General features: G+C 64.0%; 22 protein-coding genes and 1 tRNA gene. 10 read left to right on the top strand and 13 right to left on the bottom strand.

Features of this window, described 5'->3' with window-relative positions:
• Positions 1–37: 37 nt before the first annotated feature.
• From ACE10Z_RS08070 to ACE10Z_RS08045, 6 genes are all read right to left on the bottom strand, one after another.
• Positions 38–1,417 carry an alginate export family protein gene (locus tag ACE10Z_RS08070; protein WP_375787448.1) on the bottom strand — a complete coding sequence of 460 codons (1,380 nt, stop codon included), beginning with the start codon at positions 1,415–1,417 and terminating at the stop codon, positions 38–40.
• A 50-nt stretch (positions 1,418–1,467) separates the two neighbouring features.
• Positions 1,468–2,376: a glyoxalase gene (locus ACE10Z_RS08065; RefSeq protein ID WP_375787447.1), complete on the bottom strand. Its 909-nt coding sequence runs from the start codon at positions 2,374–2,376 to the stop codon at positions 1,468–1,470.
• 25 nt (positions 2,377–2,401) lie between these two features.
• Positions 2,402–2,842, bottom strand: a complete 441-nt coding sequence (locus ACE10Z_RS08060) for a DoxX family protein (RefSeq protein ID WP_375787446.1) — start codon at positions 2,840–2,842, stop codon at positions 2,402–2,404.
• A 1-nt stretch (position 2,843) separates the two neighbouring features.
• On the bottom strand, positions 2,844–4,721 hold the full coding sequence (locus tag ACE10Z_RS08055; RefSeq protein WP_375787445.1) for an amidohydrolase: 1,878 nt from the start codon (positions 4,719–4,721) through the stop codon (positions 2,844–2,846).
• On the bottom strand, positions 4,718–5,002 hold the full coding sequence (locus ACE10Z_RS08050; protein ID WP_375787444.1) for a XapX domain-containing protein: 285 nt from the start codon (positions 5,000–5,002) through the stop codon (positions 4,718–4,720). Before ACE10Z_RS08050 ends, ACE10Z_RS08055 begins: the two co-directional genes overlap by 4 nt.
• A 132-nt stretch (positions 5,003–5,134) precedes the next feature.
• Positions 5,135–5,773, bottom strand: coding sequence for a hydrolase (locus ACE10Z_RS08045; RefSeq protein ID WP_173641047.1), 639 nt, complete (start codon positions 5,771–5,773; stop codon positions 5,135–5,137).
• A gap of 115 nt (positions 5,774–5,888) precedes the next feature.
• On the opposite strand from ACE10Z_RS08045, the gene ACE10Z_RS08040 reads away from it, so the two are divergent.
• Both ACE10Z_RS08040 and ACE10Z_RS08035 read left to right on the top strand, forming a co-directional pair.
• Positions 5,889–6,932 (top strand): alpha/beta fold hydrolase, encoded by a 1,044-nt coding sequence (locus ACE10Z_RS08040; protein ID WP_375787443.1) that lies wholly within the window; start codon positions 5,889–5,891, stop codon positions 6,930–6,932.
• Between the two features lie 14 nt (positions 6,933–6,946).
• Positions 6,947–7,573, top strand: coding sequence for a hydrolase (locus ACE10Z_RS08035; protein ID WP_375787442.1), 627 nt, complete (start codon positions 6,947–6,949; stop codon positions 7,571–7,573).
• Positions 7,574–7,592: 19 nt separating this feature from the next.
• On the opposite strand, the gene ACE10Z_RS08030 is transcribed toward ACE10Z_RS08035, so the two are convergent.
• Positions 7,593–8,516 carry a helix-turn-helix domain-containing protein gene (locus tag ACE10Z_RS08030; RefSeq protein ID WP_375787441.1) on the bottom strand — a complete coding sequence of 308 codons (924 nt, stop codon included), beginning with the start codon at positions 8,514–8,516 and terminating at the stop codon, positions 7,593–7,595.
• Between the two features lie 196 nt (positions 8,517–8,712).
• Here ACE10Z_RS08030 and ACE10Z_RS08025 point away from each other — a divergent pair, with 196 nt between their 5' ends.
• Positions 8,713–9,144, top strand: a complete 432-nt coding sequence (locus ACE10Z_RS08025) for a hypothetical protein (RefSeq protein ID WP_375787440.1) — start codon at positions 8,713–8,715, stop codon at positions 9,142–9,144.
• Between the two features lie 92 nt (positions 9,145–9,236).
• Positions 9,237–12,098 carry a winged helix-turn-helix domain-containing protein gene (locus ACE10Z_RS08020; RefSeq protein WP_375787439.1) on the top strand — a complete coding sequence of 954 codons (2,862 nt, stop codon included), beginning with the start codon at positions 9,237–9,239 and terminating at the stop codon, positions 12,096–12,098.
• Here ACE10Z_RS08020 and ACE10Z_RS08015 read toward each other — a convergent pair.
• Entirely contained in the window at positions 12,095–13,036 is a 942-nt protein-coding gene (locus ACE10Z_RS08015; RefSeq protein WP_375787438.1) for a ring-cleaving dioxygenase, read from the bottom strand. The two genes, ACE10Z_RS08020 and ACE10Z_RS08015, sit on opposite strands and share 4 nt — an antisense overlap.
• Before the next feature lie 363 nt (positions 13,037–13,399).
• On the opposite strand from ACE10Z_RS08015, the gene ACE10Z_RS08010 reads away from it, so the two are divergent.
• From ACE10Z_RS08010 to ACE10Z_RS08000, 3 genes are read left to right on the top strand one after another with little or no spacing between them, the layout of a single operon-like run.
• On the top strand, positions 13,400–14,269 hold the full coding sequence (locus tag ACE10Z_RS08010; protein ID WP_375787437.1) for an alpha/beta fold hydrolase: 870 nt from the start codon (positions 13,400–13,402) through the stop codon (positions 14,267–14,269).
• A 24-nt stretch (positions 14,270–14,293) separates the two neighbouring features.
• Positions 14,294–15,301: an MBL fold metallo-hydrolase gene (locus tag ACE10Z_RS08005; protein ID WP_375787436.1), complete on the top strand. Its 1,008-nt coding sequence runs from the start codon at positions 14,294–14,296 to the stop codon at positions 15,299–15,301.
• 45 nt (positions 15,302–15,346) lie between these two features.
• Positions 15,347–16,471 carry an alkene reductase gene (locus ACE10Z_RS08000; RefSeq protein WP_375787435.1) on the top strand — a complete coding sequence of 375 codons (1,125 nt, stop codon included), beginning with the start codon at positions 15,347–15,349 and terminating at the stop codon, positions 16,469–16,471.
• Between the two features lie 111 nt (positions 16,472–16,582).
• Here ACE10Z_RS08000 and ACE10Z_RS07995 read toward each other — a convergent pair.
• The 4 genes from ACE10Z_RS07995 to mnmA all read right to left on the bottom strand — a co-directional run bounded on the left by ACE10Z_RS07995 (position 16,583) and on the right by mnmA (position 19,045).
• Positions 16,583–16,659: transfer RNA gene (locus tag ACE10Z_RS07995), tRNA-Met, on the bottom strand.
• A gap of 116 nt (positions 16,660–16,775) precedes the next feature.
• Positions 16,776–17,132 carry a hypothetical protein gene (locus ACE10Z_RS07990; protein WP_375787434.1) on the bottom strand — a complete coding sequence of 119 codons (357 nt, stop codon included), beginning with the start codon at positions 17,130–17,132 and terminating at the stop codon, positions 16,776–16,778.
• A gap of 53 nt (positions 17,133–17,185) precedes the next feature.
• Positions 17,186–17,824, bottom strand: a complete 639-nt coding sequence (locus ACE10Z_RS07985; RefSeq protein ID WP_375787433.1) for a class I SAM-dependent methyltransferase — start codon at positions 17,822–17,824, stop codon at positions 17,186–17,188.
• Between the two features lie 24 nt (positions 17,825–17,848).
• On the bottom strand, positions 17,849–19,045 hold the full coding sequence (gene mnmA, locus ACE10Z_RS07980; RefSeq protein WP_207835238.1) for a tRNA 2-thiouridine(34) synthase MnmA: 1,197 nt from the start codon (positions 19,043–19,045) through the stop codon (positions 17,849–17,851).
• A gap of 359 nt (positions 19,046–19,404) precedes the next feature.
• Between mnmA and ACE10Z_RS07975 the strand changes: the two genes are divergently transcribed.
• The 3 genes from ACE10Z_RS07975 (at position 19,405) to ACE10Z_RS07965 (ending at position 22,426) form a co-directional block, all read left to right on the top strand.
• The gene (locus ACE10Z_RS07975) at positions 19,405–21,003 is read left to right on the top strand and encodes a flagellar hook-length control protein FliK (RefSeq protein WP_375787432.1); all 1,599 of its coding nucleotides are present in this window, start codon (positions 19,405–19,407) and stop codon (positions 21,001–21,003) included.
• A gap of 10 nt (positions 21,004–21,013) precedes the next feature.
• Positions 21,014–21,733, top strand: coding sequence for a flagellar hook assembly protein FlgD (locus tag ACE10Z_RS07970; protein ID WP_375787431.1), 720 nt, complete (start codon positions 21,014–21,016; stop codon positions 21,731–21,733).
• A 510-nt stretch (positions 21,734–22,243) separates the two neighbouring features.
• The gene (locus tag ACE10Z_RS07965) at positions 22,244–22,426 is read left to right on the top strand and encodes a hypothetical protein (RefSeq protein WP_375787430.1); all 183 of its coding nucleotides are present in this window, start codon (positions 22,244–22,246) and stop codon (positions 22,424–22,426) included.
• A gap of 136 nt (positions 22,427–22,562) precedes the next feature.
• On the opposite strand, the gene ACE10Z_RS07960 is transcribed toward ACE10Z_RS07965, so the two are convergent.
• Entirely contained in the window at positions 22,563–22,850 is a 288-nt protein-coding gene (locus ACE10Z_RS07960; protein WP_375787429.1) for a hypothetical protein, read from the bottom strand.
• Between the last annotated feature and the right edge of the window lie 318 nt (positions 22,851–23,168).

Raw genomic sequence — 23,168 nt, 5'->3', positions numbered from 1 at the left:
GCATCGCTCTGGGAAGCTCACCTTTGTCTTCGCCGGGCTACCATCCACGCTTGATCTCGACACCAAGATAGTTGGAATCATGCGCCCCCGCACTCCGCAACGCATTGCCGACCGCGAAATGGACGGCTTCCACCGCGAACGAAGTTGCACGATCGATCGTCCAGTCCAGCCGAACCTGCCCATAGCTGCCGGTGTATGCACCCGGCCGACCGGCGGTATTAGGGATGGGTATGTCGGGCTGGGTATAGACCGCATCCGCCGTGTTTTCACGCCACTGGGCCGCCGCGGCGAGCATGATCTTGAGCGAAGAGGTGAGATGCAACGTCAGCGAAGGTTTGAGGTGGATGAAATTGACATAACCGGTATATCCAGCGAGCGCGACATAATAGCCGTTTGGAAATAGCGGATTGAACGTCCCGAACCGTCCACCCGTGTGGCCATCGCCGGAGGCGGCATCCAGTTGGATACCGACGCGAGGGCTCCACTTCACATCTGCAAAGGTATAGCCGGCAAGGGAGCCGAAGGCCCAGGCCTCGATCGGGCGGCTCCCGATGCTGCCGGTCTGATTCATCGCCTCGATGTCCCAATCCCACTGATTGAGTTTGCCGTTGAAATGGACATCGAAGACGTCACGCTGCTCATTGCCCGCCGCATTCGGAAAGCGCACGTCGGCCTGAGTAAAGTTTGCGTAGTAGCCCGCGACATTCATCGAATCCGAGAACTTGTACTCAAGTCTCGCGCCACCGAAGGTCTGCTTGCTGCTGCTATAATCGTCGAAGACCCGCTGGTCCTGGGTCTGTACTGGATGGCTGTAGAAGGTGATGAACCGCCATGCCCCGCTCTCGTAGTCGAGCCAACCCGCATCGAAGGACTGGCGGACGTTCGGACCGTCTCGAACCGACACAAATCGCGCCAGATCGAACGAGAATTGCTGGCGCCCCACGCGCACCTTCAGCGTTCCGTCGCCGACAGGCTCCGTCAGGGCAATGAACGCCAGTTCGAGATCGAGTCGGTTCTGATCGACAGGCGTCAGCTGGGTCTTCCAGGGCGCGAAATCGCTCTGGAACTGCACGAACCCCTGTATCTGCGAGGCGATCCGAAGGTCAGCGTGGAATTCGTTGCGGCTGATGACGTAGTCCTGGTTGCGGTTTGCACCGGTACCGAACCCGGCCGCGTTGTTGCCTTCGAACCGCTCACGCGTGTCCGCACCGAACGAGAGGTAGGTGTAAGGATCAACATCGGACAGCGGAATATACTTGAATTCGTCGAACGGCTGGCGCGGGACACGCGGATCGGCGAGCACCGACCAGTCCTCCTGCCACCGGTTGAACATGATGGCGGGTCGCTGCGGCACAGACGTCTGGTCTTCAGCGCGCGCCGATTGCGGAGCCGCCATCAGCCAGATGGCGGCCGCCACGCATCCTCGTTGCAAGAGCAATCGTGACGAGGCAACCGCCATCTTGGTTCCTACTTCGCCGCAGCGGCGTGAATTTCGGCGACATAACCGCCCGGAAACTGCACGATCGCCGCGGACCTTCCTTCGGACGTGTAGGGCTCGACAAGGACAGCCGCTCCCGCCGACTTCGCCTTCGCGAGCGTCGCGGCGAGATCCGCCACCTCATAGCCCGTCGTCTCGCGGCCGTAGGGATAGGGGAGATGACCGTCGGTCACGAGGACGACCATCTTGCCGAATGTCGATTCGATGCGAATCCGCTTGTAGGTCTCCGCTGCCTTGCCGACTTCGATCCCGGGGGCCTTCGCGGCCTGCGACACGACCTTCCCGTGCGAGAAAGCGAGAAAGCTCCGCACGAATGCATCCGCCCTGTCGGCCGAGACATACACCCGGTTCTCCGGGACCTTCTCGAAGGCCGCGTAGTTCGGCTTGGTCGTGTGCCAGTAGATCTGCATATTGACGCCGCCCGGCCACTGGATCACGGCGTCGCGTCCGATCGGATCCGGGAAGGTCGCGACAATCACGTCGGCGCCCGCCGTACGAGCGGCCTTGATCGCAACGTCCATGTCGCTGACCAGATATCCGTTCCGTTCGGCGCCGAAGGGATACGGCACCGGCGTCTTGAAGCCGAACAGCGAAACGGTGCCGACCGGTGTCTGAAGCAGCTGCGACGTCGTGCTGCTCGGCGTGGGCGTGACCGTTGCGACCACCTGCTTGGTGCTCTGGCCGCCGAACGTCGCCAGAAAGCTCGACACGAACTTGTCCACGTCGTCAGGCGCGACATAGACATGCGTCGTATCGTATTGCGGCGCCACCGCAACCATCTCCCTGCCGGCCTTTCCCGCATCCCTGGCGACCGCTGGTACCGCTGCGGCAACAGTCGCAACCGATAAGAGCAGAATCGATGCCGATAGCCGTTTCATGGACAACTCCTTGAGCGAAATTGGACTAGAATTCACTGATTCGACGAGGTCGCGTCTTTTCAGCGCAGATTGTCACGACGACAAGACCCGCGATGAGGCCGAGGTGTTCGAAGAACGCATTGATCGCCATGAACCGTTCGTGGCCGGCCGATAGCCAAAACGCATTGGCGGTCAGCATCGCCACGAAAGTGAGCACGCCGAGCCCGCCGGCGCCAAGCCAGACGAACCGATTGGCGACGACCAGCAGCGAGCCGCCAAGCTCGACGACGATCGCCGCCACGGCCCACAGCCAGGCCGGCTGCAGACCAAAATGTGCCTGCTCGGCGACGGCTGCCGGAAAATCGGCGAGCTTCTGGATGCCGCCGATCAGGAATGCGGAGACCAGCGCGCCTCGGGCGATCGGAAGTAGCCACGGCCAGGACAGGATGGCTGCTATCCAACGCGGCGTGCCGGCCTTCGCATGCATCTCAAACCGCCCAGCAGGCGCAGCCGAGCGCGCCCCAGAAGCTCTTGAGGTCCGAAGCCGGCAGCTTGCCGGTCCAGGCGCGCGCATGGTCATGACCGTGCACACCGCAGCCGCTGCTGCAACCGCACATCTGCATGGCGTTCGCCCTTACCGCCTTTGCCTTGCCGTCGGCTCCGAGCCAGTCGCCATAGCCGCCGAAGCTGCGCACCGGTGACCAATCCGGCATCGCCGGCGGCGGCGCATTGGTGTCGAGCGCCTTGAAATCTCCGGCACCGTAGACGATACGGCCGCCGACCACCGTGAGGTCGCTCGACGTGTCGGCGATCTCGGCCTCGCTGCACGAGAAATAGTCGCGATCCGGAACGATCAGATCGGCGAGCTGCCCGACCTCGATACGCCCCTTCTTGCCTTCCTCATTCGAGAACCAGGTGACATTCTCGGTCCACATGCGCAGCGCGGTCTCGCGGTCGAGGCAGTTGCGCGGCGGAGTGAGGCGCAAGCCGCCGACCGTCATGCCGGTCACGAGCCAGGCGAGCGAGACCCACGGATTGTAGGATGCGACCCGGGTCGCGTCGGTGCCCGCCGACACCTTGACGCCCTTGTCGAGCATCTTCTTCACCGGCGGCGTCGCTTCGGCCGCGCCATATCCGTAACGTTCGACGAAATATTCGCCCTGATAGGCCATGCGGTGCTGCACGGCGATGCCGCCGCCGAGCGCGGCGATGCGATCGATCGATTGGTCGGAGATGGTCTCGGCGTGATCGAAGAACCAGTGCAGGCCGTCCAGCGGCATGTCCTGATTGACCTTCTCGAACACGTCGAGCGCGCGCGAGATCGTCTCGTCATAGGTTGCGTGCAGCCGCCACGGCCATTTGTTCTGGACGAGAATGCGAACGACGCCATCGAGTTCGCCCTCCATCTCCGGCGGCATGTCGGGACGCGCGACCCGGAAATCCTCGAAATCGGCGGCCGAGAACACCAGCATCTCTCCGGCGCCGTTGTGGCGGAAGTAGTCGGTGCCCTGCTGGTACTTGGAGGTCCTGGTCCAGTTCAGGAAATCGTCCTTCTCGCCCTTCGGCTTCTGCGTGAACAGGTTATAGGCAAGCCGGATCGTCAGCTGCCCCTCGTCCGAGAGCTTCTGGATGACCGCGTAGTCTTCCGGGTAGTTCTGGAAGCCGCCGCCGGCGTCGATCGCGCCGGTGACGCCGAGCCGGTTCAGCTCACGCATGAAATGCCGGGTCGAATTGACCTGGTAGTCGAACGGCAGCTTCGGGCCCTTCGCCAGCGTCGCATAGAGGATGTTGGCGTTCGGCTTGGCGAGCAGGAGCCCCGTCGGGTTGCCCTTCGCGTCGCGCGTGATCTCGCCGCCCGGAGGCTCCGGCGTATCCTTGGTATAGCCGACGGCGCGCAGCGCTGCGGCATTGAGCATCGCGCGGTCGTAGAGATGGAGGATGAAGACCGGCGTATCCGGCGCGACAGCGTTGAGCTCGTCGATCGTCGGCAGGCGCCTCTCGGCGAACTGGTGCTCGGTGAATCCACCGACGACGCGCACCCATTGCGGCGGCGGCGTGATCGCCACCTGCTTGCGCAACATGGCCATCGCGTCGGCGAGCGACCACACGCCGTCCCAGCGCAGCTCCATGTTGAAGTTGAGCCCGCCGCGAATGATGTGCAAATGATTGTCGATCAACCCGGGCAGGACGCGCCGTCCTTTCAGATCGATCACCCTGGTCGATGGTCCGGCCAGCGGCATCACGTCGTGGTCGTGGCCGACCGCCGTGAAGCGCCCGTCCTTGATGGCGACGGCACTCGCGGCCGGGTTGGACCGGTCGAGCGTGGTGAACAGGCCGCGATGCAGAATCGTATCAGGAGCGCTCATGACGCCTTCTCCGCAACATCTGTGGTTGTCTTGACTTCCTCGGCGTGCCGCCCTGGCAGCAGGCCGAACATGTGAGGCGCGCATTTCGCCTGCCGCCATGCGGCGGCAATGCCCTCGCCGACGACGATCTGCCTCGCGACCGGAACGATCTGCTCGCCAATGAGGATGCCGAGCAGACCGACCAGAGCTACCAAAGGAGGTGCGGGCGAACGTACGTTGAGCAGGCTGTAGATGACGCCGACCAGCAGGCCGGCGCCAAGGGACAGAATGTAGATCTTCATCGCACCCCTCTCGGAGGATGGAGGGAGAAATCAGGCGGCTTAAGGCGCGATGAGATCAGCTCATCGCGCGTTAGCCCCTTGCTTGAGCATGATCTATTCGGAAAACCGCTTCGCAATTTTCCGGATCATGCTTTAGCCAGCCTCCGACGCATGCTCGCCGAGCGCCCACTTCGAGAAGCGGATCTGGATGCCGTAAGGCGAGTGCGCCTTCAGGATCTCCATCATGCCGTCGTAGGTCTCGGTACGCGCCCAGTCCTGTTGCAACTCGAACGCGTACTGGCACGAGGTGATCGGAACCGCGCCGGCCTGCACCAGGCGATCCATCGAACGGTTGTGGCATTCCATGGACAGGTCGCCGCATGCATCCGCCGGGATGTAGACCTCATATCCTTCCTTCAGCATGTCCAGCGCCGGAAACATCACGCAGGCCTCGGTCCAGAGACCGCCGATCACGAACTTCTTGCGCCCGGTCGCGGCGACCGCCTTGCGAAAATTGGCATTGAGCCAGGAGTTCATCGAGGTGCGGTCGATGATGTCGTGATTGGGAAACAGCTCGGCGACTTCAGGCATGAACGGTCCGGAAAACGAATCCTTCGCCACCGTGGACAGCACGGTCGGAATCTTGAACAGCTTGGCGGCCTTCGCCAGGATCTGGACGTTGTTGAACACCACGAGGCGGTCGTGCGACTGGACGCCCTGATACATCGCCGGCTGGTAGTCGATGAGCGCAATTGCGCTGTTGTCTGGGGTCAGCATATCGAGTTTGGACATCGAGATTTCTCCTTGAATTGACGATTGCCGGCCGGAGCGAATGACATCCAGCGTCCGTGCGGCTTCGAGTGTATGACCCGAGGCGGCGCCGCAGCTTGGACAGGTTGTTCGCTGCTTGGACGAAGTCGCGATGAAGGCCTGCATGCGACAAAACTGCTCTTGGAGATGTCTCGCTCCGGGATCGCGCCCGTCAAAGCCTGCAGACGGCGCGCTCAGCCGAGACCGCGAGGCCGTGCAAACAGCGCCGAGGCCGTCCAAGCCAAAGGGGGCTTCCATCGATGAGTTTGGCGGGGATGGCCCGACGTATCTGTGCGCGGCCGTCGCGACCACAGAGGAGCAATTGATGGCGCTGCTGAAATTACGGGACGGTACCGATCTCTACTTCAAGGACTGGGGCAGCGGAAAGCCGATCCTGTTCAGCCATGGCTGGCCACTCAGCGCGGACATGTGGGACGCCCAGATGCTGTTCTTCGCCAGTCACGGCTTCCGCGCGGTGGCGTTCGATCGCCGCGGCTTTGGCCGGTCGGGCCAGCCCTGGGAAGGCTACGACTATGATACGTTCGCCGATGACATCGCCGAACTCATCAAGCATCTCGCGCTCACCGACGTCGCCCTGGTCGGCTTCTCCATGGGCGGCGGCGACATCGTGCGCTATGTCGCGCGCCACGGCTCCTCGCGGGTGTCGAAGCTGGCGCTGGTGAGCGCCGTGACTCCCCTGTTCGGCAAGACGGCGGACCATGACGGCGTCGACAAGGCCGTCTTCGACGGCATCAGGGCCGGGCTCGTTAAGGACCGTCCGCAATTCCTTGATGACTTCAGCCCGCTCTTCTACGGGACCAACCACGGCACCAAGGTCTCCCAGGGCACATTCAAGCAGACGCTGCAGATCGGCTTGCAGGCCTCGATCAAGGCGACGATCGACTGCGTGACGGCGTTCTCGGAAACCGATTTCCGCCCGGATATGGCGAAGATCGACGTTCCCACGTTGGTGGTCCACGGCGACGACGATCAGGTGGTCCCGCTTCAGTACACCGGAAAGCGCGCGGCCGAGATGATCAAGTCTGCCACGCTCAAGGTCTATCCCGGAGCTCCGCACGCGACTGCCACGACCCACGCGGACCAGCTCAACGCGGATCTACTCGAATTCCTCAAGGCGTGACATTGGGTGATCACATGACCGACGCTCCCCTTCTCGAACCGAAAGACTGCGCGCTCCTGTTCGCAGACCAGCAGGCGGGCCTCGCCTTCGGCGTTAGCTCGATCGACCGGCAAGTCCTCCTCAACAACGTGGTCGCCCTGGCCAAGACGGCCGCAGCGTTCAGCCTTCCGGTCGTTGCCTCGACCTCTGCGACGAAAGTCTACAGCGGTCCGCTGATGCCGGCGATCAGTGCGGCCTTGCCCGGCATCGTCCCGATCGAACGGCGCAACATGAACGTCTGGGAAGACGACACCGCGCGCGGGGCGATTCTCGCGACTGGCCGGCGGCGCCTCATCGTATCGGGACTGCTGTCCGAGGCATGCGTCAGCTTCACCGTTCTGTCGACGTTGGCCGCCGGGCTTGAGGTCTACGTGGTCGGCGACGCCTGCGGAGGTCTCACCGCGGCCGGCCATGACCTCGCGCTTCGCCGCATGGAGGCCGCGGGAGCAAAGCCGACATCATGGATCCAGGTCCTTCTGGAGTTGCAGCGAGACTGGACCCGCCATGAGACCTACGACCGCGCACGCGCCATCGTCGAAGCCCATGGCGGCGGCTACGGCATCGGACTATCCTATGCGCGCGACATGATCCATCCGACCTAGGTGCTTCGGCGGAAGCCGGTCAGCCTTCAGAACGGGCCCGGCGCCAGGCGCCGGGGCTCGTTCCCACGCTGCGCGAGAAGACCCGGGTGAAATAGCTCTGGTCACCGAACCCGCAGATCAGCGCGATATCCGCCAACGGCAGCTTGGTGATGGTCATCAGGCGCTTGGCCTCATCGATCCGGAGCCGGGAGAGGTATTCGTGGGGAGCGATACCCGTGCTGCGCCGGAACGAGCGGGCAAAATGGCTCGGCGTCAGCCTGCACTCGGCCGCGACATCGGCGATCGTCAAACCGCTGGCGAGGCGGGCACGCATGATCTCCTTGGCACGCCGCTCCTGCCACGGCGCCAATCCCCCCTCCTGAATGCCCTCGCGGGAGCTGAGATCGCCGTAGGTCTGCGCGAAGTGGGCGAGCAAGCTCAGTCCGAGTTGATCGACGAAGAGTTGATTGTTCGCGCTCTCCTCTTCGAGAGCACTCAAGAGAACGTTTGAAAGCGTGGACAGATATGGATCGCGCCGGTCACGGGTCCACTTCAGCGTGGAGATCGGCTTCGCGCTGTTCTCGTAGGCGAAGTCGTCAAGAGCGCGGCGCGGGATGTAGTACTGAAGCGCATCAAACGGGCCTCTGAACTCACACTGCGGATTGTCGCGCAGGTCGATGACGCTCACTGTTCCCGCACCGAACGATCCGGAATACCTCTGGCGGCCGGCGAGCCAGCATGAGTGCCGGTCCAGATCGCCCAGTTGATGGAGGATGCTGAATGCCGGCTCCGACGGAATCGCCGCAGTCCGTTCTCGAACAAAGCGGGTACATGTCAATCTCGTGATGGCAAGCGCGAGCTTGCCATGGCGATTGATCTTGCGAACGCAATCGCCTTCCATTCCGAGGTGCGAGGCCAGCCGACGGCCATAAAAGCCATCGGATGAAGTATCGGTGTCGTCCATCGGAGCCCCGTCGAGATTCTGCACACCCAGCCGATGGTTATTCGCCACCCCATCGCCCGGCCAGTAAATCGTTCCAAAAAGAATGCTTCCACACGCTGACGCGGCGTTTCCGTGAACCGCATGGAATTTGCAAGATTTTAGTTGGCTGCGACCTTCCGCCGCGAGAAGTTGCGTACATCGATGAGACGAGGATTTGATGAACGGCAATTTGGCTCAATTCGGTGAGGATTTGTGCCTCCATTTGGCTCGCCTGCAAGTGAGCCTTGGCAACATCAACGGACTGTTCGTCGGGGGCGCCGTTGCTCGTGACGCGGAGTTCGTGAGTCGGACGCAGGGACTGCAGGCAGCTGTCCAGGAGTCCTCCGAACGCGCCGCAGCGCTTCGCGAGGCATTGCGCTCCGGCCTCGAACGCGACGCCACACTCGCGCCCGAGACCCTGTCCGGATGGGTCAGCAAGCGGCAAACCGCGCAGCTTCACGCCCGCGCCGATCTGATCGAGCAAATGGCCACGGTCGCGGTGGAACTGGCGGCACTGTCCGCGGTCGAGGCCGAACGCCTCACAGTGGCCGCGATCATGGCCCGCCGGCAGGCGATTGCCCTTCAGGTCGAGCGCGAAAACCAGCTGTGACGTCCTCGTTCGCGCGGACCTCCAAGGGGATGGACACCCTCCGGGCTGTGGCGTAGCAAGGTCGCTTGAGAAGGCCCATGGCTGACTGAAGGATGCCCGATCGCAACGACAGACCAGAGCGTACGTTTCTATTCGGACCGTTTCGCCTTTCCACCTCCAAACGAATCCTGCTCGAGGGCGACCGCGTCATTCGTCTCGGCGGCAAGGCGATCGAGATTCTGATCGCACTCGTGGAGCACGCCGGCGAACTGGTGAGTAAGCGCGCACTCGTCGAGATCGCCTGGCCCGATACATTCGTCGTTGAAGCGAACCTTACCGTCCAGGTGGCGGCGCTTCGCCGTGCGCTTGGCGAGGACGACAGCGCCAATCAGTACATCGTCAACAGTCCGGGACGCGGGTATCGCTTCGTTGCGCCCATCAAGGTGCTCGAAGAAGAGCGCCCGGCCATTGATCAGCCGGCGATGCAGGCGGCTCATAACCTGCCGGCGCAATTGAACCGGCTGGTCGGACGCGCGGAAGCGCTTCGATCGATCCAGCAAAAACTGGCCGACAGCCGCCTGTTGAGTATCGTCGGACCGCCGGGCGTCGGCAAGACGTCGGTCGCGCTTCGGCTCGCGGAAGCGATGTTGCCGCAGTTTCCGCACGGCGTGTGGCTGATTGACCTCGGCTCGATCACGGATGCATCGTTGATTTCGAGCGTCATTGCGTCCGCTCTTCCGATCGACGCACGTTCGAGCGACGTATTGTCCGGCATCGCGGCGGCGCTCCGTTACAAGAGTCTCCTTCTGGTATTCGACAATTGCGAGCATCTGATCGACGGGGCGTCGGCCGCCATCGGCGAGCTGCTGCGCGGCGCCGGCGGCATCAAGGTGCTGACCACAAGCAGGGAGCCGCTCCGCGTCGATGGCGAACAGGTGTTCCGGCTCCCTCCCCTCGACGTGCCTCCAGCGGGTCTGCCCCTCGGACCGAAGGACGTGCTGGGCTATCCGGCAGTTCAGTTGTTCGTGGAGCGGGCGGCTGCCGTCGTCAACGATTTCGAGCTTACCGATGCCAATGCCGGCTTTGCCGCGCAGATCTGCCGCGAACTGGACGGCAACCCGCTCGCGATCGAGGTCGCGGCCGCGCGCGTCGACGCGTTCGGCGTCAACGGACTGGCCGCCCGGATCGAGGACCGCGTGCATCTGCTCGCGGATCCGCGCCGCGGCACGCCGGCGCGGCATCGTACGATCGCGGCGGCGGTCGACTGGAGCTATCAGCTGCTGTGCGAGCGCGAGCGATATGTTCTCCGGTGCCTCGGCATTTTCGCCGGCAGCTTCACGCTGGAGGCCGCCGTCTCCGTGATTCCGGCAGCTGAGGGCGCCGACACCGCATCGATCCTCGCTGATCTGGTCTGCAAATCGCTGGTCTCGGTCGACATCGGCTCCGAGCGCGCCCGATTTCGGCTGCTGGAGATCACCAAGGCGTTCGCGCTTGCCAAGCTGGTCGAGCAATCCGAGCGGAACGAACTCGCCGCGCGGCTTGCCGCGTGCGTCACCGAGATGCTCTGCAGATATGCCGACGGCCCGAAACAGGTGCAAACCCTGAGGGATGCGGTCCAAGAACTCGATAATGTGCGCGGAATCCTGGACTGGGCGTTCGCGACGGACAGCCACGCGCAAGCGGGCGTTGCGCTCGCGGCCGCTGCCGTGCCCGTGTGGCTGGAGAATTCGCTTCTGACGGAATGTATCGCTTGGACGACCAGGGCGATCGACGCTCTCGATCCGGCGATCGAAAGCGAGCGCAACGAGATGGTCCTGAAGGCAGCTCACGGCCTCGCCGTGATGTTCACCCAGGGCATGACGGGCCAATCGCGCGACGCGCTGAACAGGGCAATCGAGCTTGCGGCACGTCTCGGCGACCGGCAATGGGAGCTGAGGGCCCGGCTGGGCCTCATCGTGTTCCTGCATCGGCGCGGCGACTTCAAGGGCGCCCTGCAGGGGACGGAGAGAATCGAGAGGCTCGTCGCTGACGCCGACGAGCCGGCCGCGCTGGCGATGATGAAGAGCGCGAAGAGCGCGTCGCTGTTCTTTCGCGCCGAATATGCACCGGCCCTGGAGCTCGCGCGTGAGGCCCACGAGTACTTCCGAATTCACAGTGACGTCTCGCAGATCGGCCGATGGGGACTGAATCACTCGGTCTATGCGCAATGCGTGATGGCGCGGGCCTATTGGAATCTCGGACGCTTCGACCGAACCGTTCGAGCCTGCCTGTCGGCGCATTCCGAGGCTGAGGAGACCGGCAATCCGACGTCGATCTGCCAGGCACTCAGCTGGTGCGGGGTTTCGCTGTTCCTGAGCCTGGAGGACCTCGACAGGGCTGCCGGCGCGATACAGCGGTTCAGGCAGGTGGCTCAGGATAACGATATCCAAAGCTACGTATTTTCGTCGATCGGCTTCGAAGGCAGACTGCTGTTCCTGCGCGGCCAGATCGAGCCCGCCGAGAGATTGTTGCGAGAAGCGCTCTCGAAGCTGAGCGGCGCCCAATACGAAAATGTGTCGATCCCGTTTCTCGGCCGCCTGGCCGAGGTGCTGGCGGCGGACGATCGGCCGGAAGAGGCGCTGCTGGCGTCCGCGGAATGCCTGGAGCGAACCAAGGCTTCGGAGGCGCTCTGGCTGCTGCCGGATTCGCTGAGAATCCACGGCGATGTCCTGGCTGCATTGCAGGGACCCGGCTCGGAGCCGGCCGAAGCTCATTTGCGCGAGGCGCTCGAGGTTTCGGAACGGCAAGGCGCCCTTGGATGGGAGCTTAGGTCGGCCGAAAGTCTTGCAAGCTTGCTGCGTCAGCAGCGACGAACCAGCGAGGCTGCAACGGTGCTCGAGCGGACGCTCGGAAAATTTACCGAGGGCTTCGACGCCGTGCCTTTCCAGCGGACCAAGGCCATGCTCGACGAGTTGCACAACCACAAGTCCGGCTAGCTCAGCGGGGGCAGGATGTTTTGCAGCTCCAGACGACGCTCCTCGAGAAAGCCGGGCAATCTAAGATCCTCCCCGAGTTGATCGCGCGGCTCGTCGACCGCGAAGCCGGGCCCATCGGTTGCGATCTCGAAAAGCACGCCGCATGGCGCCCGGAAGCCGATCGCAGTCAGATAGGTTCTCTCAATCGGTTCGGTCACGGCGATGTCGTGCCGTCTTTGAAGCTTCCGGATCATTTCGGATTGATCTTCGATGTTGGCCGCGCGGAAAGCGACATGCCTGATCGTGCCGCCTCCGAGCCGGCCCCGCGACGACGCGCCCACCATCCGCAGCGTCAGCGTGCCCCCGGGACCGTCATGTGCGACGAACCGGATCGAATCATCGGCCTGCGAAACGCGCCTGAAACCCAGCACGTCCTGGAGGATGTCGACCGTGGCGTCCTCCGCGCGGACGTTCAGGGTGATGTCGTTCAATCCCATGACCGCTCGAATGGCATCGCTGCGCGCGGCCTCGCGACGATCCTGCTCCGCTTCCACCAAAGCAAGCGTGGTTCCGTCGGGATCGGCGAAGCAAAGCAGCGGCTCGCCAAATGGCGAATGATCGAACCGGCACGCGACGTTCGCGGCCTCGAGCCGCTCTGACCACCATTTGAGCGATCCGGCCGGCACACGAAGGGCGGTCTGCACGACTTCGCCGACCCCAACCAATCCCTTTGCGACGCATCGCCATGCCAGGGTACTCAGCACCGTTCCCGGGCTGCCGGCGTCGTCGCCATAGTAGAGATGGTAACTGCCCGGGTCGTCGTAGCAGACCGTTTTCTTGACACGTTTCAGACCGAGAACGCCGGAATAGAAACGCGCAGCGCGCTGCGCGTCATCAATGATGGTCGTGACGTGATGAAGTCCACGGGATGGCGCGCGCGATCTGTCTGGTTCGGCCACGATACGCGCTCACCGTTGCCTTGCTGAATAGTAATAAAAAGAACCCTTCATAGCCGATATGCAATCCTCGATTTGACGATCCAAATCGCACACGAACGCAATTCGTCGTCCCTGCTCCCGCCATCGGCAATCGCAGCTGTCTGATCACTTATTGAGGCCGATACCGGTCGAAATGTCTTGGATTTTCGCCCGATCACGTGGGGGGCCAGACGGAATTGGGAGCCACAACCGGCAGCATCCTCACTTCAACCTGGACGCAATCGTACAACCGCGCGCCAGGATGTGCAATCAGCCGGACTTGTTTTGGATCAACATCGGAACAAGATCGAGGCCGCCCGCGCCGGTTCAGGGGATCAGATCGCAATGGACGACGTCGGACACGACACGATCAGGGCCAACGGCATCCGTCAGCATTATCGTCACGCGGGCTCCGGTCCACCGGTCATCCTGCTCCACGGCTTTCCCGAGACGAGCTACGCCTGGCGCTTCCAGATTCCCGAGCTTGCTCGTCGATATCGCGTGATAGCGCCCGACCTGCGCGGCTATGGCGACACCGACAAGCCTTCGACCGGCTACGACAAGCGGACCATGGCCAATGACATCGTCAAGCTGGCAGAGGCTCTCGGCATCGGCCGGTTCGCACTGGTTGGGCACGATCGCGGCGCGCGGGTTGCCACGCGCCTTGTGAAGGACCATCCCGCGCTGGTCGACAGGCTCGTCGTGATGGACAACGTGCCGACGCGGATCGTCGCGCGCGACATGAACGCACGGATCGCGCGGCAGTACTGGTTCTTCCTGTTTCACCAGGTGGCCGACCTGCCCGAAGCCCTGCTGGCGGGCCGCGAAGAGATCTGGCTGCGTCACTTCTTCTCCGATTGGTGTCACGATCCGCAGAGCATCTCCGATGAAGCAATCGCCGCCTATGTGAAGGCCTTTGCCGCCGAAGGCGGCGTCCGCGGAGCCCTGTCGGACTACCGGGCCGGCCCGGAGGACATCGCGCAGGACCTTGCGGATGCCGACAGCAAGATCGCGTGTCCCGTGCTCTCGATCTGGGGAGAGGACTTCGGCGCCGTCGGAAAGCTGTTCGATATGCAAGCGGTCTGGAGCGAGATGGCCGAGAACCTGCGGGTGGCGCCGATCCAGCGCTGCGGCCATCTTCCGCATGAGGAGCAGCCCGAAACGGTGACCAGATTGCTGCTCGATTTTCTCGACGGTTGGACAACGGCCGTCTGATCGCGCACGACAATGGAGACGATCATGACCCCGGTCCGCACGCTTATCGCGAGCGCAATCGCGTGCCTCCTGCTGGGCGGCAGCTGCGATGCGGCCGCTCCATTGCAACACACGCAGGCACCCGGCTTCTACCGGATCATGCTTGGCGAGCTTGAGATCACGGCGCTGCTCGATGGCACCCACCCCTTCCCCGTTCATGAGGTGATGACCCGGAACGAGGCGGCGGCCGATGGGAGCCGCAAGGCCGTGAGGCTTTCGGATGCACATCCCGGCGAAGCCGAATCCCGTCTCGCTACGGAGCGGCTTGCTGCCCCCGTGGAAGGTTCGATCAACGCTTTCCTGATCAACACCGGGAGCAAGCTCGTGCTGATCGACAGCGGCGCGGGCAGCCTGTACGGAGACTGCTGCGGTCATCTCGTCGAGAACCTGATCGCTGCCGGCTACCGGCCCGAGCAGATCGACGAGGTCTATCTCACGCACCTCCATGCCGATCACGTCGGAGGCATAGCTCCGCATGGCAAGGTAGCGTTCCCGAACGCGATCGTCAGGGTCAGCCAGAACGACCTTGACTACTGGCTCGATCCGAAAAGCGAGGACCAGGCACCAGCCTTCCTCAAGCCGATGTTCGAAGGCGATCGCGCTTCGTTGAAGCCCTATCTGGAGTCCGGCCGCGTGCGGCCGTTCCAGCAGGGCGCAGAGCTGTCACCCGGGATTCGCGCGATCCCGACGTTCGGCCATACGCCGGGCCACACCTCATACGAGGTGACGAGCGGACCGCATCGGCTGCTGGTGTGGGGAGACCTCGTCCACGTCGCCCCGATCCAGTTTCCGGATCCCGCCGTGACCGTGACCTATGACAGCGATCCGCTCGCGGCCGAGGCCAGACGCGTGGCAGCGTTCTCGGATGCTGCGCGAACCGACACGTGGATCGCCGCCGCCCACATTGCCTTTCCGGGCCTGGGACACGTGCGCGCCACGGACGGCCGGTTTGAATGGATCCCTGCGAATTACACGACGGTCCTGCGGCACTAGCTGCCGGCGCCAACCCTGCGAACAGCCCAACCGAAGGTGAACAACATGGCAGGTCTCTTTCGTCCCACGGCCCTCGGCGACCTCAGTCTCCCGAACAGGATCGTCATGGCGCCGATGACGCGTTCGCGCGCCGACGAACATGGTGTCATCAATGATTCCGCCGGCGAATACTACGCGGCGCGCGCCGGCGCCGGCCTGATTATCAGCGAGGGCATCAATGTAGGACCGATGTCCAACGCCTTTGATCGAACGCCCGGCCTGTGGACCGACGAGCAGACCGAGGGCTGGAAGGCGGTCGTCGAGCGGATCCACAAGCAAGGGGGCCGGATCGTCGCCCAGCTCTGGCACGCCGGCCGCGCCAGCGCGCGCGGCCTGTTGTCCAACAAGCAGCCGCTGTCGCCATCGGGCGTGAATGACGATCTGGAACAGCTGCAGGTATGGGCGCTGCTCGCCAACGGCGCTTATGTGCGCGTCGCGGCCACGTCGTCGCGTGCGATGACCACCGCGGAGATTCAGGCCGTCGTGGACGAGTTTCGACGGGCGGCCGCCAACGCCGTTCGCGCCGGCTTTGACGGCGTGGAGATTCACGGCGCCAACGGCTATCTGGTTCACCAGTTTCTCTCACCGACGATCAATCTGCGAACCGACGACTACGGCGGAAGCATCGAAGCGCGCTCCAGATTGCTTCTCGAAATCGTTGCGGCGATTTCCGACGTGATGCCGCGATCGCGGATCGGACTGCGGCTGTCGCCCTTTGCCGACTACAACAGCACGCGGGACCCGAAGCCGGAAGACACCTATGGACGGCTCGCGCTTTGGCTGCAGACCGCGGGGCTCGCCTATCTGCACCTTGCAGACACCAACGCGTGGACCGGAGCGCCGGACTACGAGCGAATGCTTGCGCTATTCCGCGCGCATTATCGCGGGCCCCTCATCGTCAATGCCGGCATCACGCCCGAGCGTGCCACCGACATCGTCAATTCCGGCGAGGTGGACGCAGTCGCGTTCGGCCGCCTCTTTCTCGCCAACCCGGACCTCCCGGCGCGGATACGAGCTGGTGGTCCCTACAACTCGCCACAGCCGGTCGGGATCTATGGCGGGTCGGATGCGGGGTATCTCGATTATCCGAGCCTGGCGTTCATTGACGCGCAAATTGGTCGAGGCGAATAGTGCTTCTAATACTTCCTGGTGGCAGTCGGAGCAGATGCGGTAAGTCCCGGCGCCAACACCGAGCGCTCGAAATCGCAGAAAATCGTAGGCTGGCGTACGAATTCGCAGCCTTGGTAGCGGGAGAGGGACTCGAACCCCCGACCCCAGGATTATGATTCCCGTGCTCTAACCAGCTGAGCTACCCCGCCATGGGCTCGCGATCGGCGGCATGCAAGCCGCGGGTGCGAACGCGCGGCATATAAAGAGTGGCGCGCACGCCTGTCAAGCAAACCCGGACGGGATCGCAAACTATTGCAGATAGAGGCTATTTTGGTCTGACCGAGGGGTCGCCACCGGGGCCGCCGGGTGGAGGAATCACCGGCGTGTTGCCGCCTTGCGGGGTCGGCGCACGCATTTCGGGGTCGACGCCGGCCGGCGGACACAGCACGCCGTCGGATCTGGCGAGCTTGTCGCCCAAAGCTTGCCCGGTGGTGGTTCCCTCCGGAACCGCAACAGCTGGGTGCGAAGGCTGCTGCGGCGCGCAATTGGCGGCGGCGCGCGACGGCGCCGGCGGCGCGGTCTGTGCCGGCGGCGTGGCTGATGTCGGCGGCGCCTGCGCCGCGGCAACGACGGGCGCCATGATCAGGGCACAGGATAAAGCGAGCGTTCGATTGATCCTCATGACGAGAAAACCGTGACGACGCGCCGATGTTCCCGTCAAAATCGCAGCAAGCCTCACGATTTGCGGAAGCGGATCAGCGAGAAATGCCCCATCGGCGGCATCGGCCGGCGTTCCGCGAGGCTAACGCCGCCATGTTTCGCGGCCCAATTGGTCAGCCGCTCCCATGGAAATTCCGGACGCCAACCAAGCCGCCGCGCCAGCGGCGCGAAGGCGAGCTCGAAGATGCGGCGCGGGCCGCTCTCGGCGCCGATGTGATTGACCAGGATCAGTTCGCCGCCCGGCTTCAGCACGCGGATGAAATCGTCGAGCGTCGCCTCGGGATCGGGTACTGCGGTGATGACGTATTGCGCGACCACCGCGTCGAAGAACGCGTCCGGGAATGCGAGGTTCTTGGCGTCCATCACCGCCAGCGTCTCGACATTGCTGAGGCCCAGCGCGCGCACGCGCTTGAGCGCCCGCCGCAGCATCGGCTCGGAAATATCGACGCCGCACAGTCTTGTGGTGCGCGCATATTCCGACAGCGACAGCCCGGTGCCGACGCCGACATCGAGCACACGTCCGCCGATCCGGTCGGCTTCCGCGATCGTCGACTGCCGGCCCTGATCGAACACCTTGCCGAACACCAGATCGTAGATCGGTGCCCAGCGGCCATACGCCTTTTCGACCCCCTCGCGGTCGATGTCCCCAGCCATTCCCTGCCCCGATGTTTCTTCTGTCTAGCCGCGAACCGCTTCCGCGAGCGGCGCCATCGCATCCTGCGTCGCGGCCCGTGCGACGCGGCTCGCGCTCGCGCTCCTGATGAAGCCGCCGCCGAGCACACGCGCCTGCCCGGAGGCTGCATCGTAGAACACGCAGGCCTGGCCGGGCGACACGCCCTCCTCGCCGGCGACGAGCTCGACCTCATAGCCGCCATCGGCGGCGCGCAACCATGCCGGCTGCGGCGCGCGCGTCGAACGCACGCGGACATAGATCTCGATGCCCTCGCCGATCACGCGGTCCAGCGCGCCGTCGCCGATCCAGTTGACGTCGCGCAGCGCGATGCGATCCATCCGCAGCGCCTCGCGCGGCCCGACCACGACCCGGCGCGTCGCCGCATCGAGCTTGACCACATAGAGCGGGTGGCCTGAGGCGATGCCGAGGCCCTTGCGCTGGCCGACGGTGAAATGAACGATGCCCTGGTGCTGGCCGATGACGTTGCCGGCGAGATCGACGATGTCGCCCGGCGCGATCGCATTCGGCTTCAGCCGTCCGATGATGTCGGTGTAGCGGCCGGTCGGCACGAAGCAGATGTCCTGGCTGTCCTGCTTGTCGGCGACCTCGAGATCGAAGCGCCGCGCCAGCTCGCGGGTCTGCGGCTTGGTCATGTCGCCGAGCGGGAAGCGCAGGAAGTCGAGCTGCTCGCGCGTGGTCGCGAACAGGAAATAGCTCTGGTCACGATCGGCATCCGCCGCGCAAGTCAGCGAGCGCGATCCGTCGGCAAGCCGGCGCGAGGCGACATAATGTCCGGTGGCCAGCGCCTGCGCGCCGAGCTCGCGCGCGGTCGAGAGCAGATCGCGAAACTTGACCGAGCGGTTGCACTCGATGCATGGCACCGGCGTCTCGCCGAGCGCGTAGCTGTCGGCGAAATTGTCGATCACGGATTGCTTGAAGCGGCTTTCGTAATCGAGCACGTAATGCGGGATGCCGATCCGCTCCGCGACATTGCGCGCGTCGTGGATGTCGCGGCCGGCGCAGCAGGCGCCCTTGCGATGGGTCGCAGCACCATGGTCGTAGAGCTGCAGCGTGATCCCGACCACGTCATAGCCCTGCGACTTCAACAGCGCAGCCGTCACCGAGGAGTCGACGCCGCCGGACATGGCAACGACGATCCGTGTGTCTTCAGGGCGGCCTTCAAGATCCAGACTGTTGAGCATCTCTAATCGGTCATTGGTCACTGTCGCGGCGAGCTTATGCGCTCCGCGACGAAATTGGAAAAAGCCTTTGTCCAGAGAGCCTTAGAACGCGTCCAAGGCCGGTTCAGTCGGTTCGGGACGCGTCGGAGGCCACCTTTAATATAGGCCGTATTCCGGCGAGGCAATCCGGCGGAATCCGTACCTTGCCGTGCGCGGACGGCAAATCTTGCCGCCGGGCAAAAACGGGGCCTGCCGGGAACCTGTTCCAGGCCGTGCGCACGGCTCTTAACCAGCTGAAATAACTAGCCATTTGTTAAACCCAACGGTTGGCCCGCTCCTTGCTGACAAAAGGCCGGAAGTCTCATTTGCGAGGGTTGGCAGTGGTCAGCGTCACGTCGGAAGCATTGGCAAGCCGGTCTTTTCAGGGCCCGACGACACGGTCGGCGCGGCCCGATCCCGCTTCGCAGGCGGGGAACGACGGCTTTGCCGCGCTGGTCGACAGCAATACTGCGTCCACAAGCGACAACAACCGGTACGACGCCCAACCGGCGCCCGCGCGCCGGTCCGACGATTCGACCTCGACGACCGATGCGCGCTCCCGCGACACCAGCACCGCCCCCGACCGGACGTCGCGGGATTCCGGCAGCTCGCGCGATGACAACAAGGTCGATAGCGCCAGCGACGCGCCGCGCAAGACCAAGTCGAAATCGAAATCGGACGACGCGAAGTCGAGCACCGATACGCAATCCACCGGCGACAAGGCTACGACGCAAGCCGTGCCGCAGCCGGCCCCATCCAATGCGACAGCGGCCAACGCCGTGGTCGCCGTTCCCGTCGCCGCTGCACCGGCGACCGACCCGACAGCGACGGCGACCGCACCATCCGGCCAGCCGGCAGCACCGCTTGCGATTGCGGCTGCGGCCATCGCCGCCAGCTCCGCCATCGCCGGCACCGGTGCGGCGGCCGGCAGCGGTGCGCCTGCCGGCGCCGACACCGCAACGGCGGCGACCACCGCGGCGAATGCCGACAAGGTCGCCAAGGCGGCCGGCGTCAAGACCGAGGGACAGGTCATCACGACAGATGCGGCAACGGTTTCGGGCGCAGCGACGGCGACCGGCGATGCGACACTCGCCGCCACCGTCGCCGCGGGAACGACCGCCACGAAGACGACGACGCAAGCCAAGGCACAGGTGGCCGCAAAGGACGCGACCGCGACGACGCCAACCGGCCAGGACGGCGCGGCCCAGGGCAACGCCAACACCGCGCAGGCTGCTCCGACCAACATCGTTCCCGCGGCCACGCAGCCGGCGGCTGTATCCGGCAAGGCGAAGGCCACCGCAGACGGCGCAGCCGATGCCATCAAGGCCGATGCAGGCGGCGACGGCAACGCTGCGCCGGCGCCGACGGCCGGCGGCAACGCGGCTGCGCAAGCCCAGCTCACGACGCCCGATCCCAGCGCGCAGGCGGCAAATGCACTCCAGCCGCAACTGCCGACCAGCCAGACGACGCCGTCTGCGACCGCGCAATTGACCGTAACCAACGCCGCGCAAGCCGCCGCCGTGCCGCTCAGCGGGCTTGCGATGCAGATCGCCGCCTCTGCCAAGAGCGGCAAGAGCCGCTTCGAGATCCGGCTCGACCCCGCCGAGCTTGGCCGCATCGATGTCCGCATCGATGTCGATCGCAACGGCCAGGTGACCTCGCATCTCACCGTCGAACGGCCGGAAACGCTGTCGATGCTCCGCCAGGACGCCAACCAATTGCAGCGCGCGCTCGACAATGCCGGCCTGTCGACCGGCAATGGCGGATTGCAGTTCAGCCTGCGCGACCAGTCGCAGTCGGGCCAGAACAACAATGGCCAGTCCAATCCGAACGCTCATCGTTTGATCGTTGCCGAAGAAGACAATGCTCCCGCCGCGGTGGCAGGCCGCTCCTACGGCCGTGCAAGCAGCGCCCTCGGCGGCGTCGATATCAGAGTGTGAGGAGTTCACCATGGCAGTCGATGCAACCATGCCGACGCCCGTCGTCTCAGCCCCGGGCACCAGCAACGGAACGAGCTCCGGAAGCAGCAGCACCGGCGGCGGCCTGACGACCTCGTCGCAGGGCATCGCCGACAATTTCCAGACCTTCCTGACGCTGCTGACCACGCAGTTGCAGCACCAGAACCCGCTCGACCCGCTCGACACCAACCAGTTCACCCAGCAGCTCGTGCAGTTCGCGGGCGTCGAGCAGCAGCTGAAATCCAACGATCAGCTGAAGCAGCTGATCGCGATCGAGAAGAGCGCGCAGTCGACCCAGGCACTGGCCTATGTCGGCAACACGGTCGCGGTCGACGGCAGCAAGACCCAGTTCAACAAATCCGCGACCTGGAATCTGGCGTCCCCGCAAGCCACCAGCGCCACCATCACGATCACGAGCGCGACCGGCCAGACCGCCTATTCCGGCAATTTCAACCTGAATCAGGGCAACGCCAGCTTCGTCTGGGACGGCAAGGGCACTGACGGCACGCAATGGCCGGCCGGCACCTACACGCTGACCGCGACCGGCAAGGATTCCAAGGGCAACGACCTCGCCATCTCGACCGAGATTCAGGGCTTGGTCGACTCCGTCGACCTGACCGCCTCGCCGCCGCTGCTCTCGATCGGCGGCCAGACCTACACCACCGACAAGATCAAGCGCGTGGTGCGCGGCGCGACGAGCAGCAGCAGCTAAGCTACGGCTTCGCTGCATCTTCCCAATCCAGCACTCGGCTTTGCGGAAATTGCGCGTGCGCGTTTGCGCATCGCGAGTTGCCGCATAAACACCTGTCGTCCCTGCGAAAAGCAGGGACCCATACTCCGCGGCGGGTGTTGCTGGCGGGACTTGTCATCGCAGCAACACACAACAAAGAACTTCGGTGGCGATGGGTCCCTGCTTTCGCAGGGACGACACTGGATATGCGGTATGGCCTGCAAGTCATACTTCCGCATTCTCGCGACAGGACTGTCCGAGTCCTGCATTTGGTTTTTTGCGACGGAGGATTGCGCCGTCGGGCAAATCAGTGCCAGGGCCCCATGCTTCCCATGCGACCTCGACAGACATAAACAGCAATAAATTGCTACGCGTCAGCTTCCTGTAAGCAAGCGGACGTTATCTTCAGGTTCCGCGCTTAAACGCCGATTCCGCCCTGAAACTCCGCAGCTGCCCAGGCTGCGCACCTTGACCGCCGGCAAGAGCTAGCCCGTGACCCCGACACGCCCGACACCGCCAGATCGCGCCCAGACCACTCCAAGCCATGCCGTGGCATCCCACCCGCAGCTTGCCGAGACCATGACCGAGAATGCGCGCCTCAGGACCATCGCCATCACCGTCATGCTCGAGATCGCAGTGCTCCGGGAACGGCTGCCGCCGACTGCCGGCGAGTAGGAACGCGGCCGGAGTGGAATGACCGAGCGCGAGGCTGTCCCGCCAAACTCACGGGCCCCGAACGCCAGTCATGGCTGACAGGCTTGGCATGTGCCGGCCGCGCAACCGGCGCGGCCTGCTCCATGTCCTCGCCGTATCAATAGATGCGGACGTGATTGGCTTCGAACGTCACCGGAAAATTGTTGCGATTCCGCAAGGTCAGGATCAGCACGACCCCGACACCGCCACGGTGATCCCAGTAGACGGCCCGGTCGGTTTCGTGCAGGGGCTCCATCGAGGTCCGGTTCTTCTCGAAATGCGGCGCGATCGATACGTCGAAAAACTCGTTCGGCGCTTTCGAATCCTTGCCCCACCAGAACGTGAACGGCTGGCTCGAATTGGCGGCGATCGTATAGGTGCCTTGCTTGTGGTCGATATTGGCCATGATGTCAGGGTCCTTCGTTTTCCATTCGTCGCTCCGATGCGACGCCCCGACAATGATGCGTTGCGCGCGCACACGCCGTGAGCTAGCTCACTCTGCTTTGCAACCGATGCAACCGCGCCAGCGGCGCGCGGGGGCTCTCGCAAGGGATGTCTTGCAAGGAGCGGTCCGCCTGAGCGACACTCTCGGTTCCTAGCGCGCATCGAGCCTTATCGATGCGCGCCTATGGCCGGGTTCCGCGAGGCGCCACAACATCCGCCTCAGATATCGCCGGCCTCGATACTCCGGCGCAATGAGTTGATCGAATGAAGCCAGCTCCGA

Source organism: Bradyrhizobium sp. Pha-3 (genome assembly GCF_042258615.1).
Classification (GTDB): Bacteria; Pseudomonadota; Alphaproteobacteria; order Rhizobiales; family Xanthobacteraceae; genus Bradyrhizobium.
Note: the sequence above shows the minus strand (reverse complement) of the source record. Positions and strands in the feature narration are given on the sequence as shown.